Source organism: Dyella sp. (assembly GCF_035685805.1).
Taxonomy (GTDB): domain Bacteria; phylum Pseudomonadota; class Gammaproteobacteria; order Xanthomonadales; family Rhodanobacteraceae; genus Dyella_A.
In genome coordinates this window covers 15,063-32,457 of record NZ_DASSAB010000059.1, presented here as the reverse complement: position 1 = coordinate 32,457, position 17,395 = coordinate 15,063, and the positions used below count along the sequence as shown (strand labels likewise).

19 protein-coding genes are annotated in these 17,395 nt (G+C 69.4%); 12 read left to right on the top strand and 7 right to left on the bottom strand.

Translation table 11 applies throughout. The features are described 5' to 3' along the window. Positions 1-970: dihydroxy-acid dehydratase domain-containing protein (locus VFG40_RS16810; protein ID WP_324899659.1), on the top strand; the 970-nt coding region annotated here is incomplete at its 5' end. A gap of 100 nt (positions 971-1,070) precedes the next feature. Then, a complete protein-coding gene (gene eda, locus VFG40_RS16805) occupies positions 1,071-1,721 on the top strand; it encodes a bifunctional 4-hydroxy-2-oxoglutarate aldolase/2-dehydro-3-deoxy-phosphogluconate aldolase (RefSeq protein ID WP_324899657.1) in 651 nt (216 codons plus the stop codon). On the opposite strand, the gene VFG40_RS16800 is transcribed toward eda, so the two are convergent. Both VFG40_RS16800 and VFG40_RS16795 read right to left on the bottom strand, forming a co-directional pair. Then, on the bottom strand, positions 1,722-3,005 hold the full coding sequence (locus tag VFG40_RS16800; RefSeq protein WP_324899654.1) for an MFS transporter: 1,284 nt from the start codon (positions 3,003-3,005) through the stop codon (positions 1,722-1,724). 27 nt (positions 3,006-3,032) lie between these two features. After that, positions 3,033-3,623 carry a DUF2239 family protein gene (locus VFG40_RS16795; RefSeq protein ID WP_324899652.1) on the bottom strand — a complete coding sequence of 197 codons (591 nt, stop codon included), beginning with the start codon at positions 3,621-3,623 and terminating at the stop codon, positions 3,033-3,035. Positions 3,624-3,765: 142 nt separating this feature from the next. On the opposite strand from VFG40_RS16795, the gene VFG40_RS16790 reads away from it, so the two are divergent. From VFG40_RS16790 to VFG40_RS16755, 8 genes are all read left to right on the top strand, one after another. Further along, on the top strand, positions 3,766-4,608 hold the full coding sequence (locus tag VFG40_RS16790) for an EamA/RhaT family transporter (protein ID WP_324899650.1): 843 nt from the start codon (positions 3,766-3,768) through the stop codon (positions 4,606-4,608). Positions 4,609-4,687: 79 nt separating this feature from the next. Beyond that, entirely contained in the window at positions 4,688-6,292 is a 1,605-nt protein-coding gene (locus VFG40_RS16785) for a S10 family peptidase (protein ID WP_324899648.1), read from the top strand. Positions 6,293-6,691: 399 nt separating this feature from the next. Continuing rightward, positions 6,692-7,063 carry a nuclear transport factor 2 family protein gene (locus VFG40_RS16780; RefSeq protein ID WP_324899646.1) on the top strand — a complete coding sequence of 124 codons (372 nt, stop codon included), beginning with the start codon at positions 6,692-6,694 and terminating at the stop codon, positions 7,061-7,063. A gap of 199 nt (positions 7,064-7,262) precedes the next feature. Next, positions 7,263-8,078, top strand: a complete 816-nt coding sequence (locus tag VFG40_RS16775; RefSeq protein ID WP_324899644.1) for a DUF3348 family protein — start codon at positions 7,263-7,265, stop codon at positions 8,076-8,078. Between the two features lie 8 nt (positions 8,079-8,086). Beyond that, positions 8,087-10,336 carry a DUF802 domain-containing protein gene (locus VFG40_RS16770; protein WP_324899642.1) on the top strand — a complete coding sequence of 750 codons (2,250 nt, stop codon included), beginning with the start codon at positions 8,087-8,089 and terminating at the stop codon, positions 10,334-10,336. A 175-nt stretch (positions 10,337-10,511) separates the two neighbouring features. Further along, positions 10,512-11,177, top strand: coding sequence for an OmpA family protein (locus VFG40_RS16765; RefSeq protein ID WP_324899640.1), 666 nt, complete (start codon positions 10,512-10,514; stop codon positions 11,175-11,177). Then, entirely contained in the window at positions 11,167-11,697 is a 531-nt protein-coding gene (locus VFG40_RS16760) for a DUF2894 domain-containing protein (protein ID WP_324899638.1), read from the top strand. Before VFG40_RS16765 ends, VFG40_RS16760 begins: the two co-directional genes overlap by 11 nt. Positions 11,698-11,940: 243 nt before the next feature. Further along, the gene (locus VFG40_RS16755; RefSeq protein ID WP_324899636.1) at positions 11,941-13,608 is read left to right on the top strand and encodes a PAS domain-containing protein; all 1,668 of its coding nucleotides are present in this window, start codon (positions 11,941-11,943) and stop codon (positions 13,606-13,608) included. 76 nt (positions 13,609-13,684) lie between these two features. Here the strand turns inward: VFG40_RS16755 and VFG40_RS16750 are convergent, their stop codons facing one another. The 4 genes from VFG40_RS16750 to VFG40_RS16740 all read right to left on the bottom strand — a co-directional run bounded on the left by VFG40_RS16750 (position 13,685) and on the right by VFG40_RS16740 (position 15,753). Further along, positions 13,685-14,212, bottom strand: a complete 528-nt coding sequence (locus VFG40_RS16750) for a hypothetical protein (protein WP_324899634.1) — start codon at positions 14,210-14,212, stop codon at positions 13,685-13,687. Then, complete coding sequence (locus VFG40_RS16745) at positions 14,205-14,804, bottom strand: type II toxin-antitoxin system MqsA family antitoxin (protein ID WP_324899632.1); 600 nt, start codon at positions 14,802-14,804, stop codon at positions 14,205-14,207. Before VFG40_RS16745 ends, VFG40_RS16750 begins: the two co-directional genes overlap by 8 nt. A gap of 5 nt (positions 14,805-14,809) precedes the next feature. Next, positions 14,810-15,133: a type II toxin-antitoxin system MqsR family toxin gene (locus VFG40_RS17855; protein ID WP_414649323.1), complete on the bottom strand. Its 324-nt coding sequence runs from the start codon at positions 15,131-15,133 to the stop codon at positions 14,810-14,812. Positions 15,134-15,369: 236 nt separating this feature from the next. Then, positions 15,370-15,753 (bottom strand): Lhr family helicase, encoded by a 384-nt coding sequence (locus tag VFG40_RS16740; protein WP_324899630.1) that lies wholly within the window; start codon positions 15,751-15,753, stop codon positions 15,370-15,372. Positions 15,754-15,887: 134 nt separating this feature from the next. Between VFG40_RS16740 and VFG40_RS16735 the strand changes: the two genes are divergently transcribed. Both VFG40_RS16735 and VFG40_RS16730 read left to right on the top strand, forming a co-directional pair. Beyond that, positions 15,888-16,667, top strand: coding sequence for a DUF1295 domain-containing protein (locus tag VFG40_RS16735; protein WP_324899628.1), 780 nt, complete (start codon positions 15,888-15,890; stop codon positions 16,665-16,667). A gap of 79 nt (positions 16,668-16,746) precedes the next feature. Continuing rightward, positions 16,747-17,100, top strand: coding sequence for a DUF1475 family protein (locus tag VFG40_RS16730; protein WP_324899626.1), 354 nt, complete (start codon positions 16,747-16,749; stop codon positions 17,098-17,100). A 48-nt stretch (positions 17,101-17,148) separates the two neighbouring features. On the opposite strand, the gene VFG40_RS16725 is transcribed toward VFG40_RS16730, so the two are convergent. Then, positions 17,149-17,304, bottom strand: a complete 156-nt coding sequence (locus VFG40_RS16725) for a hypothetical protein (protein ID WP_324899624.1) — start codon at positions 17,302-17,304, stop codon at positions 17,149-17,151. Between the last annotated feature and the right edge of the window lie 91 nt (positions 17,305-17,395).

Here is a 17,395-nt window from a genome sequence, read left to right as displayed (position 1 = left end):
TGTCACGGTCGACGAGAAGGCGATCGTCAATGCGATGGTCGGCCTGGCCGCGACCGGCGGCTCGACCAACCATTCGATCCACCTGGTGGCGATGGCGCGCGCGGCCGGCATCGCCATCGACTGGGACGACCTCGACGTACTGTCGCGCATCACGCCGCTGCTCACGCGCATCTATCCCAACGGCAGCGCCGACGTGAACCAGTTCCAGGCGGCCGGTGGCCTGGCCGTGGTGATCCGCGACCTGCTCGGCGTCGGACTGCTGCATGCGGACATCCGTTGCGTGCACGGCGGCGACCTGCGCCAGCAGATGCGCGAACCCTGGCTCGATGGTACCCAGTTGCGCTGGCGCGATCCGCCGCCGCAATCGCGCGACGCCACGGTGGTGCGGCCGGCGGCGGAACCATTCGACAGCGAGGGTGGCCTGCGCCGGCTGCAGGGAAACCTCGGCCGCGCGATGGTGAAGATTTCGGCGGTGGCGGCCAGCCATCGCACGATCACCGCACCGGCACGGGTGTTCGACACGCAGCAGGCGGTGATCGATGCGTTCAAGGCCGGCACGCTCGCGGGCGACTTCGTCGCGGTGGTGCGCGGCCAGGGCCCGCGCGCCAACGGCATGCCGGAGCTGCACAAGCTCACGCCCACGCTGGCCCTGCTGCAGGATCGCGGGCATCGCATCGCGCTGCTCACCGACGGGCGCATGTCCGGCGCCTCCGGCCGCGTGCCGGCGGCCATCCACGTCACCCCCGAGGCCGAGGCCGGTGGGGCGCTGGCCAAGCTGCGCGACGGCGACATCATCCTGCTCGACGCGGTGCGCGGCCGGCTGGAGGTGCGCGTCGATGCCGCCGAGTTTGCCGCCCGCCCCAGCGCGACCCTGCCCGATGGCTCGCACCACGTCGGCATGGGCCGCGAGCTGTTCGGCATCTTCCGCCAGAACGCCGCCACTGCTGACCTGGGTGCCGGCGTGCTCTGATCGCCTCGGCCGGGTGCGCCGTCGCTGTCGGACGGATGCGCCCGATCCTCATCGTTTGACGTTTGCCGCCGGGAGCGCCCGGCCGCCGCTGGAGCCCGACGTGACCTCTTCCATCGAACACAAGCAGTCCCAGATCGAGACGACCATGCGCCTCGCCGCGGTGATCCCGGTGGTGATCATCGACGACGTGGCCGCCGCGGTGCCGATGGCACGCGCGCTGGTCGCCGGCGGCACGCCGGCGATCGAGGTGACCCTGCGAACGCCCGCCGCACTCGAGGCCATTCGCGCCATCGCCCAGGAGGTCGAGGGCGCGGTGGTTGGCGTCGGCACCGTGCTGCACGCCGAGCACCTGGCCGCCGCCCGGGCCGCGGGCGCGCGCTTCGCTGTCTCCCCGGGCGTGTCGCCCCGGCTGCTCGATGCCGCCGACGACAGCGACCTGCCGCTGCTGCCCGGTGCCGCCACCGCCAGCGAAGTGATGACCCTGATCGAGCGCGGCTACCGCTTCCTGAAGTTCTTCCCCGCCGTGCCTGCCGGCGGCACCAGGCTGATCGGTGCCTGGGCCAGCCCGCTGCCGCAGGTGACCTTCTGCCCCACCGGCGGCATCACCCTGGGCACAGCGCAGGACTTCCTCGCGTTGCCCAACGTGCTGTGCGTGGGCGGCTCCTGGCTGACTCCCGCCGACAAACTCAAGGCCGGCGACTGGGCCGCCATCGAGCTGCTCGCCCGCGAAGCGGCCGCGCTGAAGGGTTGATCAGACTGCCTGCGGCATGGCGTCCTGCGCGCGGATGCCGCGCAAGGCCGGGCTGCTCAGGCAGCCCAGCGCGATCGCCGTCAGGGCGAGCCCGGAGGCGACGAACAGCGCCGGCAGCGAGATCAGCTTGAGCAGCGCACCGGCGCCAGCCGCGGCCAGCGGCCCGAGGCCGAGGAAGGTGAACATCAGCACGCTCATCGTGCGCCCGAGCATGTTCGGCGCCACCCGACGCTGGATCCAGCTGACCAGGGTGATCTGCACCACGCCGCCGAAGATTCCGGTCAGACCGAGCAGCACGGCGGCAAGCACGGTGGAATGCACCCCGGCCAGCGCCACCAGCGTTACGCCCACTCCCGCGTCGAAGCACAGGATCATGGCGCCCAGGTGGCCGCGAACCCATTGCGCCACCCGACCCGAGGCAAGGCCGCCCAGCAGCATGCCGCCGCCGTTCGCCGCCAGCACGATGCCCAGCGAGGTGGCGCCGTGGTCCAGCCGCGTGTCGGCCAGCACCGGCAGGCCGACCTGGGTCGGGCCGGTGACGAAGATTGAGACCACCGCCGCGTACAGCATGAACGCGCGCAGCGGTGGATCGGCCGCGATGCTGCGCAGCCCGCCCAGCACCTGGCCGAGTACGCCGTGCTGCGCGGGCCCGCGCCGTGCCGCGGCCGGCAGCCGCACCAGCGCCAGCGACACCAGCGAGCAGGCGAAGCTGCCGGCATCGATGGCGAAGGCCCAGCCGAGGCCCCGCGCGTCGGCCAGTCCGACCGTTCCCGGGGACGCATGCGCGCCCGCGCCGATCACCACGCCGGCCAGCGCCGGGCCGACGAACAGGCTGAGCTGGCGCATGCCCATCATGGCGCCGTTGGCCTGCTGCAAGTGCCGCGGCTCGACCACCGACGGCAGTATCGCCGAGCTGGCCGGGTAGGCGAACGCGGTGGCCAGGCCGATCCCCAGCGCCAGCACGTACACCCACGGCATGCTGATCGCGCCGCCGAGCACCATCGCCGCCAGCGCCGCCACCATCGCGGCATTGGCACCGCGCGCCAGCAGCAGCACCGTGCGCGCCGAGAACTGGTCCACCACCGCGCCGCCAATCAGCATGAACACCGCGCGCGGCACCGCCATGGTGGCCAGCACCAGGCCAAGCGCGCCGGGGTCGCCGGTAAGCTTGAGCACCAGCCAGGGCAGGGCGACCAGGGTGAACTGGTCGCCGAACATCGACACCGTGCTGCCGCCGAACAGCAGGCGGAAATTGGCGTTGCGGGAAAGCGCGGGTGGCGACATGGAGTGTCTCGGGGAAAGGGGGGCGACTCAGCCGCCGATGGCGGCGATGTCCCACGCGCGGTGGGCCAGTTGCAGCAGGTGCTGGCGCACGTCGCCGGGCCAGTCGATGGTGAGCTGGTCGAAAGTGGCGCGCTCGCCGCGCCAGAACGCCCGCGACGCCTCCTCGAAGCCGGGCAGGTCGCCGGCCAGCGTGCGCATCGTGCGGTCGGCCGCTTCGCTGGCCTGGCGCGCCTGTTCGGTGGCGCTGCCGGCGCGGCGCGCTTCCTCCACCAGCCGGCGCAGCGTCACCGAGGCACCGCCCGGCTGGCGGCCCAGCCAGTCCCAGTGGCGCGGCAGCAGGGTCACCTCGCGGGCGACCACGCCGAGCTTCGGTCGCCCGGGCCCGCGCGGCGCAGGGGGTTCGGTGGCCGGGCGCAGGCGCTGCAGCACCTCGTCGAGGTTGCCGCGCAGGTCCAGTTCCAGCGGATGGCCGGTGGCGTCGTCGAGGATCAGCGGGGCCGTTGCGCGGCCCTCGTCCATGGCCGCGCGCACGGCGCGGGCCACCTCCTCCGGCGAGCCGGTGGCCAGGCATCGGTGGCCTTCGAAGGCGGTGCAGCGGGTGCTGTCGGCGGGAGTCATGCGCAGTCCGGTGAGCGGGTGCCGCATTTAACCCGGATAAAAATTCGCAGTCAATATCACCCGGGCAAATTAGCCCGCGGTTCAAGCCGTGCGGGGCCCGGGCGCTGGGGCTATCGTTGCGGGCTTTTGCGGACGGACCGCCATGCTCTTCCTGTGCCTGAGCATCCTGTGCAGCGTTCTGGTGTCGGTGTGGCTGAAGCTGGCCCGCCGCTTCGGCCTGGACGTGCCACAGATGGTGGCCTGGAACTACCTGGCCGCCGGTGCGCTGGTGGCGCTGGTGCTGCATCCCTCGCTGGCGCCGCTGCGCCAGCCGGACGCGCCGCGTGTCGCCGTGCTGGCGCTGGCGGTGCTGCTGCCGGCGATCTTCCTGGCGCTGGGCACGTCCGTGCGCCACGCGGGCATCGTGCGCTCGGACGTGGCGCAGCGGCTGTCGCTGCTGGCCGCGTTTGTCTGGTTTGGCCAGGTGCCGACCTCGCGCATGCTCGCTGGCCTCGCGCTCGGCCTGCTGGCGCTGGTCGCGATGGTCTGGCGCAGCCACGCGACCAGCGACGCTGGCACGCCCGGCTGGCTGTGGCCGCTGGTGGTGTTCGCCGGCTTCGGCGCGATCGACATCCTGCTCAAGCAGGTGGCCGCCGCCGGCATTCCGATCGCCGCCTCGCTGCAGGCGATGTTCGCGCTGGCCTTGCCGGTGGCGCTGGGCTTCGCGCTGCTGGCGCGTCAGCGCAGCGGCGCACGCTTCACTGCGCGCAGCCTCGCCGGTGGCCTGCTGCTGGGGCTGCTCAACTTCGGCAACATCCTGTTCTACCTGCGCGCGCACGTGGCGCTGCCAAACGACCCGGCGCTGGTGTTCGCCACCATGAACCTCGGCGTGGTCGCGCTCGGCACGCTGGTCGGGGTACTGGGATTCGGCGAGCGGCTGAGCCGCATCAATGCGGTGGGACTGGCGCTGGCAGGTGCGGCAATCGCGCTGCTCGCACGTTCCTGAGGCGTGACTTCCGGGCTATGGCCGCGTCCGGCTGAGCGCTTACGCTCGATCCTTTGCCTCACCGCACAAGGGAACCGCCATGCGCCGTCTCGTCCTCGCCGTCGCGCTCGCCAGCGCGCTCGTCAGCACCGCCACGTTTGCCCGCGAGGACACTCCCGACGACGCCAAGGCGAAGGACCCATCGCCCGACGCGGCGCTGGTCAAACCGCAGTCTTCCAAGACCGAGGGCAGCGTTACCGTGGAAGGCAGGCGGGTGGACTACCAGGCGGTCGCCGGCACGCTGGTGCTGCACGGCTCGGGCGACAAGGAGCACGAGCCGCAGGTGAGCATGTTCTACACCGCGTATTTCAAGAAGGGCACGGAGCCCGGCAAACGGCCGGTGACCTTCATCTACAACGGCGGCCCGGGGTCGGCCACGGTGTGGCTGCACATGGGTGCGTTCGGCCCCCGGCGCGTGGTCACCAGCGACGACAGCCACACCCCCGCTGCCCCCTACGAGCTGGTCAACAACGACTACAGCCTGCTTGATGCATCGGACCTGGTGTTCATCGATGCGCCCGGCGCCGGCTTCAGCCGGCTGATCGCCGACGAGGATGACAAGGACAAGCGCGACGAGCTGCTGAAGGACCGTCAGAAGGCGATCTACGGCGTCGACGGCGATGCCCACGCCTTCGCCCAGTTCATCACCCAGTTCCTGTCCACCTACGGCCGCTGGAACTCGCCCAAGTACCTATTCGGCGAGAGCTACGGCACCACGCGCTCGGCGGTGGTGGCGAACATCCTGGAGAACGAGGACAGCGTCGACCTCAACGGCGTGGTGCTGCTTTCGCAGATCCTCAGCTTCGACACCAGCATCGACGGCCCCGAGTTCAACCCGGGCGTGGACCTGCCGTACGCGCTGGCGCTGCCCACCTTCGCCGCCACCGCCTACTACCACCACAAGCTGCCGCAGGCGCCCGCCGCGCTGGAGCCGTTCCTGCAAGAGGTGCAGCAGTACGCGCTGGGCGAGTACACGCAGGCGCTGATGCAGGGCGCGGCGCTCGACCCGGCACGCAAGCAGGCGGTGGCCGAAAAGCTGCACCAGTACACCGGCCTCCCCGTGGCGTACCTGCTCAAGGCCGACCTGCGCGTCACCGGCGGCATGTTCGAGCACGAGCTGCAGGGCGATGGCGCCATCACCACCGGTCGCCTCGACAGCCGCTTCGCCGGTCCCTCGCTGGACGCGCTCAGCAAGGCCAGCGAATACGACCCGCAGTCCTCGGCGATCAGCTCGGCCTACGTCGCCGCGTTCAACGACTACGTGCGCAAGCAGCTCAAGTTCGGCCAGGACATGCGCTACCGCCTGTTCGCCGACATCGACCACTGGGACTTCGCGCACAAGGCGCCGGGGGTGGACGGCGAGGCGCTGCAGTCTTCCACCAATGTCATGCCGGATCTCGCTATGGCGATGAAGACCAACCCCGATCTGAAGGTGTTCCTCAACGGCGGCTACTACGACCTGGCCACGCCGTACTTCGCCGCCGAGTACGAGATGAACCACCTGCCGATCCCCGACAGCCTGCGCAAGAACATCACCACGCAGTGGTACCCGTCCGGCCACATGGTCTACGCCCACCAGGATTCGCTGAAGCAGCTGCACGACGCCGTCGCCACGTTCATCGAACGCACCGACAACGTGAAGTGACCACGGGGCGGCCGCCACCGGGGCCGCCCACTCGACCACCCATGAACGGCGCGCCATGCCCTGCTTCCGCGTGACGCTGCACGGCGAGGGCGCCGACGTGGCGGTCCACGATGGCCGCGGCCCGGCGACCGGTTTCTACACCTGCCGCACGCCGCACGCGTGACGCGCCGAGCACGCCGTGAGCAAGGCCATGGACGACTATCGGTCCCGCCGGCATCTGGCGGGGGACGGGTGAACCGCAGGGACCCGCGGCGCCTGCGCGTCGACAGCGTGCGGCGCGTGACTCCGTGGCGCGCGTCCAGCACACCCCGCTACGTTTTCTACGCGCGCCAATGGGCGGGCATGGCCGAAGTCGCCCCCTTGCGCGACACTGCCGCTTCCTCAACGAGTCGCCGACCCATGCGCCAACTCATCGACCGCTACATCGACGCCTACAACCGCATCGACGTCGACGCCATGCTGCTCACCCTGCACCCGGCCGTCGTGTTCGAGAACATCAGTGGCGGCACGCTCAACGTGCGCACGCAGGGCATCGCCGAGTTCGAACGGCTGGCGCGCAGCACGCAGCCGCTGTTCAGCGCGCGCCGGCAGGTCGTCACCGCCTACAGCGAAGCGGGCGACACTGCCACCGCGCACATCCTGTTCGACGGCACCTTCGCGATGGACCTGCCCAACGGCGTGCGGGCCGGCCAGAGTATCTCGATGCCCGGCCGCTCCGAGTTCCGCATCCACGATGGCCTGCTGATCTACATCGCCGATCACAGCGACTGAGTCCGCCGTGCCCCTGGCAGGCCCTCGGCGCGGCGACGTCGGCGCGCGATCCGCCCCGTGCCGCAGCCGCATCTCGCCGGCTGGCGCGACCGGCACCGCCTCGGGCGTGAATGCAGCGGCCTGCGCCCGCGGCGTCAGCCACCGCCAGCGGACCGGCCCCGGCCTGCCGCGGTAAACTGCCGGTTTTGCCCGGAAGGACATGCCCCAAGCAGCACCACGCCCGGCGCTTCGCGGCCCCACCTTTGTCCGCTTGCTGGCACGCCTGGCGCAGGCAGACGTGGCCGCGCCGGGGCCTTCCCTGCCCGACCGCCTGGGCCAGTGGCTGGACTGGAACCAGGCGCTGTCGCTGGCGGCTGCCCTCGACAGCCGCCCGGCGCCGCCCGGGGACACGGCACCGACCACGGACGGGCTGATCGACGAGTGCGCGCGGGCGCGCGACACGCTGCTCGCGGCCATCCGCAACGAGCCGCTGCTCGCGTGCAATGCACCACCCACGGACGAGCCCGATTTCGCGCCGTATCGCCACAGCTACCTCACCCGCCAGCGCGCCATGCAGGCCACGGTGGGCCGCCTGCGCGGCCGCCTGCGCGACGCGCTTTTGCAGGCCTCCCCGGGCTCCGGCGTCTCGACCGGTTCCCCTGGCCGTCATTCCCGCGCACGCGGGAATCCACTGGGCGGGTCTGCACAGGCGAAGACGGGTGACCGGCATCCGCCGTTGACGGGCGCTTCCCCCGCTCACGGGACCGACCACGATGAGCGACCCCGCGAGGGGGCACATCTGGCCCGTCTCGCCGAGGTCGACGCGGTGATGGAGGTCGCCCTTACGCCGCGCGAGCACGCCCTGCTCGCCAACGTGCCCGAGCTGCTCGGCCAGCGCTTCGCGCGCCTGCATGTCCGCGGCCAGACTCACTGGCTCGACACCTTCCGCCGCGAGATGCAAAGCGTGCTGCTGGCCGAGCTGGATCTTCGTTTTCAACCGGTCGACGCGCTGCTCGCCGCGCTGCGCACCTCCTGAGAGTTCGCATGTCCAAGAACCTTCTTCTCGCCGCCGTGTTTGCGCTGGGCCTGGCCGCCGTCGGCTGGATCGTCATCGGCTACCTCGGCAGCAATCCGCTCGGCCTCGCCGTCGCGCTGCTGATCGGCGCCTGCTACCTCGCCGGCGCGGCGGAGCTGTTCCGCTACCACCGGGCCACCGCCTCGCTGCAACAGGCGGTGAATGATCTTGCCGACACCCCGCCGGAGCTCGGCGCCTGGCTGCAACGCCTGCACCCGGGCCTGCGCCACGCCGTGCGCCTGCGCGTGGAGGGCGAGCGCGTGGCGCTACCGGCACCGGCAATGACGCCGTACCTGGTCGGCCTGCTGGTGCTGCTGGGCATGCTCGGCACCCTGCTCGGCATGATGGCGACGCTCCGCGGCACCGGCATTGCGCTGCAGAGCGCGACCGATATCGACGCCATCCGCGGCTCGCTGGCCGCACCGGTCAACGGGCTGGGCTTCGCCTTCGGCACCTCCATCGCCGGCGTCGCCGGCTCGGCCATGCTCGGGCTGCTGTCCGCGCTGGTGCGGCGCGAGCGGCTGCAGGCGGTGCAGTCGCTGGACGCGAAAAGCGCGAGCAGCCTGCGCATCCACTCGCAGGCGCACCAGCGCGAGGAAAGCTTCCGCCTGCTGCAGCGCCAGACCGAGGCGATGCCGCTGCTTGTAGACCGGCTGCAGGGCATGATCGCCGCCCTCGAGCAGCACGGCGTCGCCGCCGGCGAGCGCCAGCACGCCAGCCAGCAGGCCTTCCACCGCAGCACCGAAGACACCTTCCAGCGCCTGGCCGATTCCGTCGGGCAGTCGCTGAAGGACAGCGTGGCGCAAAGCGTGCGCGCCAGCGCCGGCGCGCTGCAGCCGGTGGTGGAGTCCACCATGGCCAGCGTCGCGCGCGAGACCGCCGCCATGCAGGCCGCGCTGACCCAGGCCGTGCAGCAGCAACTACAGGGGCTGTCCGCCGGCTTCGACACCACCGCCGCTACCGTCACCGGCATCTGGAACGAGGCGCTGGTGGAGCAGCGTCGCACCCATGAGGCCCACGCGCAGGAGCTCGGCCGCGCCCTGCAGCGCTTCACCGACACCTTCGAGCAGCGCGCGGCCACCCTGCTCGATGGCGTTGCCGCACGCCTGGACAGCACCGTGTCCAGCGCGGCCGAGACGCTGGCCGGCCATCGCCAGACCAGCGACGCGCACGCCAGGGAGCTGGGCCACACGCTGCAGCGCTTTGCCGACAGCTTCGAGCAACGTTCCAGCGGCCTGCTCGACGGCGTGGCCGCGCGTCTGGACGCCGCCGCCGCCCGCGCCGGCGACGCGTGGAGCGCCGCGCTGTCGAACCAGCACGCCGTCAACGCCGATCTCGCCAGCGCCAACCAGCAGGCGCTGGCCGCCGCCAGCGAAGCGTTCCAGGCGCATGCCGAGGCCCTGGTGCAGGCGGTGGATCGCTCGCATGGCGAGCTGCAGTCCGCGCTCGAAGCGCGCGACGAGCAGCGTCTCGCCGCGTGGGCGGAGAAGCTCGAGGCGCTCACCGCCGAGCTCGGCTCGCAGTGGCAGGTCAGCGGGGAGCAGACCGCCCGCCGGCAACAGGCGATCTGCGACACGCTGGAAAAGACCGCCATCGACATCAGCGCGCAGACCCAGGCACACGCCAGCGCCACCCTCGCCGAGATCGCCCGCCTGGTGGAAGCCGCCGCCGAAGCGCCGCGCGCGGCCGCCGAGGTGGTCGGCGAGCTGCGCCAGAAACTGTCCGACTCGATGGTCCGCGACACCGCCATGCTGGAGGAGCGCAGCCGCCTGCTGGCCACGCTGGAAACCCTGCTCGACGCGGTCAACCACGCCTCTACCGAACAGCGCAGCGCGGTCGATGCGCTGGTCAGCACCTCGGCCGACCTGCTCGACCGTGTCGGCAGCCGCTTTGCCGAGCAGATCGAGGCGCAGACCGGCAGGCTCGACGGCGCCGCGGCGCAGGTCACCGCCAGCGCGGTGGAGGTGGCCAGCCTGGGCGAGGCGTTCGGCGCCGGCGTGGCGCAGTTCGGCCAGGCCAACGACGCGCTGATGGAACGCCTGCAGCAGATCGCCACCGCGCTGGACGGCTCGCTCGCCCGCAGCGACGAGCAACTCGCCTACTACGTGGCGCAGGCCAGGGAAGTGGTCGAGCTCAGCGTGCTCTCGCAGCAGCAGATCCTCGCCGACCTGCAGCAGTCGGCCGGCCGCCGCGCCCCAGGCAAGGCGGCAAAAGCATGATCGACCTGCCCCCGCCCCGGCGCGAAATCACCGCGCGCCACGGCAGGAGTCCGCTCGCGAGCGATGCTCCTGCTCCGAATCCCCAGTCAAACCAGAACGCATCGCCCGCAAGCGGGCTCCTGCGGCGCTCCCGCGCAGCGCGTCGATGCGTGCCTCCTCGCCACCGCCCCGCCCCATGACCGACGACGTCGAACTCGACAGCGAATCCACCGCCCCGATCTGGGCCTTCGGCGACCTCATGTCGGTGCTGCTGGGCGCGTTCGTGCTGATCCTGGTGGGCGTCATCGGCATGCAGCTGCAACTCTCGCACAAGCTCGACGAAGCGCAGAAGCAGCGCCAGGCCGAGCTGCGCCGCCGCACCACGCTGGAGCAGGCGCTCGCCACGCCGCTGGCACAGGGCCGCGTCACCCTGGTCAACGGCCGCATCGGCATTCGCGGCAGCCTGCTGTTCGCACTCAACTCCGACCAGCTGCAGCCGGACGGTCGCGAGCTGATCCGCAGCCTCGCCGCGCCGCTGGCGCAGTACCTGCACGCGCGCGACGAGCTGCTGATGGTCAGCGGCTTCACCGATGACCAGCCCGTGCACGGCGACAACCGCCAGTTCAGCGACAACTGGGAGCTCTCCGCCCAGCGCGCGCTCACCGTCACCCGCGCGCTGGTCGCAGCGGGCGTGCCGGCGAACGCGGTGTTCGCCGCCGCCTTCGGCGCGCAGCAGCCGGTGAGCGCCAACACCGACGAAGCCGGCCGCGCGAAAAACCGCCGCGTGGAAATCGCGCCGATCCCGCGCTCCTCGGCCGCCGATGCGGCGCCGAAAAACACCGACCCCGGCCATGCGCCCTGACACCGCCTCGGCCGTTCGCGCGCAGCTGATCGCGTCGCTGGAACAGCGCGCCGCCCACATCGATGGCGAAGCGCGCCGCGTGCTCGATGCGCGGCTGGCCGAACTGCGCGCGCCCGCAAACGTGCCGGCGGCCGACCCCGCGGGCGACGAACCGGGCGCCTGCTCACCCGGCCCGTTGCGCCAGCTTGCCGACCAGCTCGCCAGCGACGCGCCGGCCGAGCGCAGCGCCTATCCGGAGATCCCCGCGCTCGCCGAGGTCCGCCAGCTCTGGGCCAGCCTGCGCGCCGACCGCCAGCTCCAGCAGTCCGTCGCCCACACTCCCACCGACGCCGGCCCGCTCAACTCCGCCGCGCTCGCCAGCCGCGCCATCGCGCTGATGCGCGAACTGTCACCGGGCTACCTGCGCGCGTTCCTGGCCCACGTCGATGACCTGGCGTGGCTGGAGCAACTGGGCGCGGCAACACCGGCGACCGGTGCCGCCACCCCGAAGAAGCGGGCACGCCGAAAACCGGGCCCGTGAGCGCCTGCGGGCTGCGCCCGGCGCTCAAGTTCCGACCGGGGCAGCCGCTGAGGCGATTCAAGCGCAGCGTCCTGCCGCCATGCATGGATGACAACGGAACGGGCGTCTGCATCCGCGGTCCCCAGGGTCCGGGGCGCCGTTTACCATCCAATCCGTCCTCCGCCGCCCTGATTCCCGCTCAGCGAGGTGTCTCGAAACCGGTCCGTCAGCCGACAACGATGCTTCGCTAACCACCACCCACCCATGCCGTTCTCACTCACATCGCCCGACGAACTGCTGCAGCTGCTGCCCGAGGCGGTGGTGCAGACGGACGCGTGGTGGAACATCACCTACCTGAACGCCGCGTGGCACGTGCTCACCGGCCATGCGGTGGACGGGGCGCTCGGCTGCTCCCTGCTGGACTTCGTGCACCCCGACGACACCGGCGCGCTGCGCGCCGGCATGCCGGTGTTCCGGCTGCGCCTGGCCGGCGGGGACTATCGCTGGATGCGCCTGCAGCTGCATCCGAAGACGGATGCCGCGGAGCGGGTGATCAGTCGCCAGGGCGTGCTGATCGAGATTACCGAGCTCGGCGAGCAGGTGTTGATGGAGGATCGCCAGCGCTTCCTGCGGCTGCTAGAAACCATCGACGGCGTGGTGTGGGAGGCGGAGCTCGGCGTGGGCAACACGTTCCTTAGCCCGCAGGTGGAGCGCCTGTTCGGCTACGCGGTGGAAGAGTGGCGCGCCGACCCGGGCTTCTGGCGCGCGCACGTGCATCCGGACGATCTGGCCGAAGCGCTGGCCATCGACAACGCCGCGTACCACGCCACCCACAGCTACGCGTACGAGATGAGCTACCGGCTGATCGCCAAATCCGGCAGGGTGGTGTGGGTGCGCGACCTGTGCCGGGTGGATGTCGAGCCGGGGCGGCCCAACCGCATGATCGGCCTGATGATCGACGTGACGGTGCAGAAAAACACCGAGCTCGAGCTGCTGCAATCGGACAACCGCTACGCGCTCGCCACCCGCGGCTCCAACGACGGCATCTGGGACTGGAACCTGCAGACCGACGTGCTGCATGTCTCCGAGCGCTTCAACGAGATCGTCGGTCTGGCCGACAGCGGCCACCTGCACGCCGACGGCTGGCACTTCCTGCAGCAACTCATCGACCCCGACGACCACGAGCGCGTGCAGGCCGCGTACCGCCGGCACCTGTCGGGCCAGAGCCCCAACTTCTCGGTGGATTTCCGCGCGCGCCACGGCTCGGGGAAACTGGTGTGGCTCAACTGGCGCGGCGTCGCCCAGTTCGAGCACGGCGGGCCGGTGCGCATGGCCGGTTCGCTGAGCGACCTCGCCGAGCGCGGCAGCTCCTACGACGCGCTGACCAACCTGCCCGGCCGCCCGTTGTTCCGCGCGCGCCTGGAGCACGCCATCGCCGTGCACCAGGACGCCGCCGCCAGGCGCAGCGACGCCCCGGCCGCCACCGATTCCACCCGTTTCGCCGTGCTGCTGCTGGACCTGGACCGGTTCAAGGCGGTCAACGACACCCTCGGCCACCACGTCGGCGACCTGCTGCTGCAACAGGTCGCCCGCCGCCTGGAAACCTGCGTGCGCGCCATCGACCTGGTCGCCCGCATGAGCGGCGACGAGTTCAACGTGTTGCTGGAGTCGGTCGATCCCGCCGGCGCCACCGACCGCGCCCGGCAGATCGCCGAGGCGCTGGCAGCGCCGTATCCGATCGGCGCGCATGAAGTGAGCTGCCCCGCCAGCATCGGCGTGGTCGTCAGTCAGGCCGGCTTTGCCACCACCGACGATTACCTGCGCGCTGCGGATGCGGGGATGTATCGGGCCAAGAGCCAGCGGCTGGGGGTGTGCGTGTACCCGGAGGGCGGGGAAGCGAGAGAGTCAGGCTCAGATCCTCGTGCTTCGTAACGGGGTCCAATCCCGGCTGTCTGGATCGGGGCGGGAATCCGTGAAAGTCGAACCTGCCCCTGTTTCCAAGTGCGCATCATGCTCCAGGAAGCGTTTTTCGCTCTTTCTTGGCGATACGGCGTTTTGGACCTTTGCGATTAGTCGCGCCGTCCTTCTGACCAGGGAAAAACGGAACTGTAATGACCGGAAGCGAGGCTGACTTTAGCGTCTCATACACGTATTGGCGCCAGAAGGGCCAAACATTGTGCACGCAATTAAACTCGCAAAATCCTCCAAGTTGCTCTTCGGCTGGGTCACGCAAAATGATGTATTCAACCGCAAAGGTCGCCGATAGCTCATGCAATATCTCGGGACTTTCGGACGCGTCTAGATCTTCAGCGACAATCCGAAGTGCAAGCGTGACGAGTGCCCTTAAGACTTTCAGACTTTCTCCATCTTCCGTCTTTGCCTCGAGCCAGTCGTTTTCCACCTGGTGACGATGCTGAGCGCGCGTCTTCCCAGCATGCCTCCAAGGCTGGTACTCGCCATGACGCTCAAATTTGCTTGACCAACGATATAGATCGTTGATCTGCAGGTAGTCCTGCGGGAACGTGAGCTCAGCCATAGCTACCGCACTGCGCGTATTCGATCTCAAACGTGACCGCGGACCCGTCGTCCTGACGAAGGTCCTGCCACTCGTCATTCGCAGCGATGTTCACTGAAGTTCGTCTGATGCTCTTGGTGGTGCTCAACGCGATTACGTTAGCCCCCGTCACTGGCGCACCCGACCGATCAGGCTTCATTGCTATGCCAGCACGCAAGCAAAGAAATGCAAGCACGGGTGGAAAGGCGTCGATCGCCCGCATGAAAGAGTCCACCGCACGAAGCTGGAGCACTTCGCCACGCTCATACTTCGAGAACGCGTTCACCCCACCGCCAATCACTATCCCGGCATCCTTCTGAGTCAGCCCATGGCGCTTCCGCCAAGCAACGATCTCGGAAGAGGTCATCAATCCATCCTCCCTTCGCTTGGCATCAGCGAAGAGAACTTCGTTTCGCCTTGCTTGCTCCGGAAGGACAACCTCCTCGCCGCAGCTCGAGCAGACGGAGATCTCCACGCCAGGAACAACAAGCTCCACTCCACCATGGCGGATGGTCTCGTCAATGGTGCGGGACTCCAGATCGCCCCGCTCGCAAAGCGGGCAGTGAGCAGTCATGTCTTCTAGCCTTTTCTTTGTAGGTGAAACGACGCTATAGCAGCCTGCGGAACAGTTGCTTCTGCCCGAGCTGCCAGCTTCACATAGAGTTCGTCAACGCAGCCTGATGGCCCACGATATCGGGGGTGATAGACGTCATATTTGACGCCGCCGTACTCAGCTACGCCTCGATAGTCCGAAAGTTCCAGGCTGGCAACGCATTCATGAACATCAGACAGTCCATAGCCCAACTCCTGGTAGTCGCGTTGTACCTGGCGGGTCAGCACCAGGTTTCCCCTAGCGCCAGCCACCTTGACCCGGTCGAGATCGTATATTGGGCTTCCTGGCACCTGAAATCAACCATCGTGGTTAGTGAATGCTCATATCTGGACCGCCAGACCTTGTCGGCGTGACCAGATAGATCTTGAAAGTGTGAACTGTAGTGCAAGTATTGGCAGGCATGGGAAGCTCTAGAATTGCCAGCCATCAAGTTCGGCTAAAAACGCAACAAATGTAGCAAATACCCATCAAGATGCAGCCATCGAGCAAGTCGATGACGAGCAAGATGACCATGACGGGTCGGGTCTTACCGTGTCGCGTCTGCGCTCCTTGACCGGCTTGCGTCTCCGGTGGCCACGCGACGAGCCGAACCCCTAACTCCTAACGCCTCGCGCCACCGCTGCTGCTTCTCCGCATTCCCGTCCACCAACCACTGCATTTCGCCGCTCACCCATGCGGCCACGGCCACCCCATCCTCAAACAGGATCCGCGCGCCGATCACCGCGGGAACGCGTTCGCCGTCGAGCACGGTGCCGACGAGGTTGAGCGGATCGCAGCCGCTGACGATGACGAGCTCGCCGCTCGCTTCACGGCGGGCGATAGACCGCAGCGCGGGAATCGCCTCGGGCACAGCGAACTGTTCGCCGACCAGGCCGTCGACGAAGCGGCCGCCAAAACGGGTCCGGTTCACTTCTAGATGCCGCGTGTCCAGCGCGGTGATGCCACTTCCCGGAGCTGGGGCGCAGCATCCATGCTGAGTCGTCAAACGTAACGTTCATGCGCGTGACGCCGCTGAAGCCTTCGCCCCACCCGCAGGTGATCTCCGTGAACTCGAACAACCTCCTCCTCTACGGCCTCGGTCTGGCCGCCGCGCTCGCGATGGGCGTCATCACCTGGGCACTGAGCGTGGCCAAACGCAACGTGGCGATCGTGGACAGTATCTGGTCGCTGATGTTCATCGCCCAGGCCTGCGTCTACGTGTTCGGGGCACCGGCGCCGACGGCGCGGGGGCTGCTGGTGGTGGCGCTGGTGGCGATCTGGGGGCTTCGGCTTTCGCTGCACATCACCGTGCGCAGCTGGGGGCACGGGGAGGATCGGCGGTATCAGGCGATCCGCGAGCGCAACGAGCCCGGCTTTGCGTTCAAGAGCCTGTATCTGGTGTTTGCGTTGCAGGCGGTGCTGGCGTGGATCATCTCGCTGCCGCTGATCGGTGCGGCGCGCAGTGGCTCGCCGCTGGGGCTGCTGGATGGCGTGGGTGCCGGGCTGTGGCTGGTCGGTTTCGTGTTCGAGGCCGGTGGCGACTGGCAGCTCAGCCGCTTCAAGGCGGACCCGGCGAACCAGGGCAAGGTGATGGATCGCGGGCTGTGGCGGTGGACGCGCCATCCCAACTACTTCGGCGATTTCTGCGTGTGGTGGGGGCTGTACCTGATCGCGCTGTCGGCGGGCGCGTGGTGGAGCGTGGCCGGTCCGCTGCTGATGTCGGTGCTGCTGATGCGCGTGTCGGGCGTGACGCTGCTGGAGAAGGACATCGGCGAGCGTCGGCCGAAGTACGCCGACTACGTGCGCCGCACCAACGCGTTTTTTCCCGGCCCGCGCAAGGCCTGACGCCGCGCTCCGCGGCGCCGCTGCAACTGCCGGCGCGTGTGCTCCGTACCGTCTGTACCTTCGTCACCCTGGATGCGCCATGCCCACCCGAACCCTGTTGAAGCTGCTGTTCTCGGCGATCTTCCTCACCATGCTGGTCTACACCGGCTGGGCCAGCCTGCAGCAGCCGGTGATGCAATGGCAGGGACTGACGGCGGGGCCGGACCGTTACTGGACCATCGCCACGCTGCTGGATGCGTACTTCGGCTTCATCACGTTCTACGTGTGGGTGTGCTTCAAGGAGCGCCGCGCGTTGCCGCGCGTGGCCTGGTTCGTGGCGATCATGCTGCTGGGGAACATGGCGATGTCGGCCTACGTGCTGTGGCAGCTGCTGCGGCTGCGGCCGGAGCAGCCGGTGTCCGACGTGCTGATGCCGCGCAGCCGCACGGCCTGAGGTGAGTCGCCCCGCCGCCACGTTCCGCGCGGCGGCAGCGATCCGGGCTTAACGCGCCGGTGGCCCGGCCGAATCTGCCGGCGCGGTGGCGGGCCGCGTTTCCTGGTCGGTCGCGGCCATGTAGAAGCCCGCGGCGAGTATGGCGAGCAGCGCCACGATGAAGGCGAGCAGGGCAACGCGGCGGGAGCGGGGCGACAGTTTCATGCGGCGTTTCCTGCGGTGAGTGGGCAGCAGCCTGCGCCTGCCGCCGTGTGGTGGCCGTGGATGTCGCCCCCGCCCATGTACGCAGCGGCCG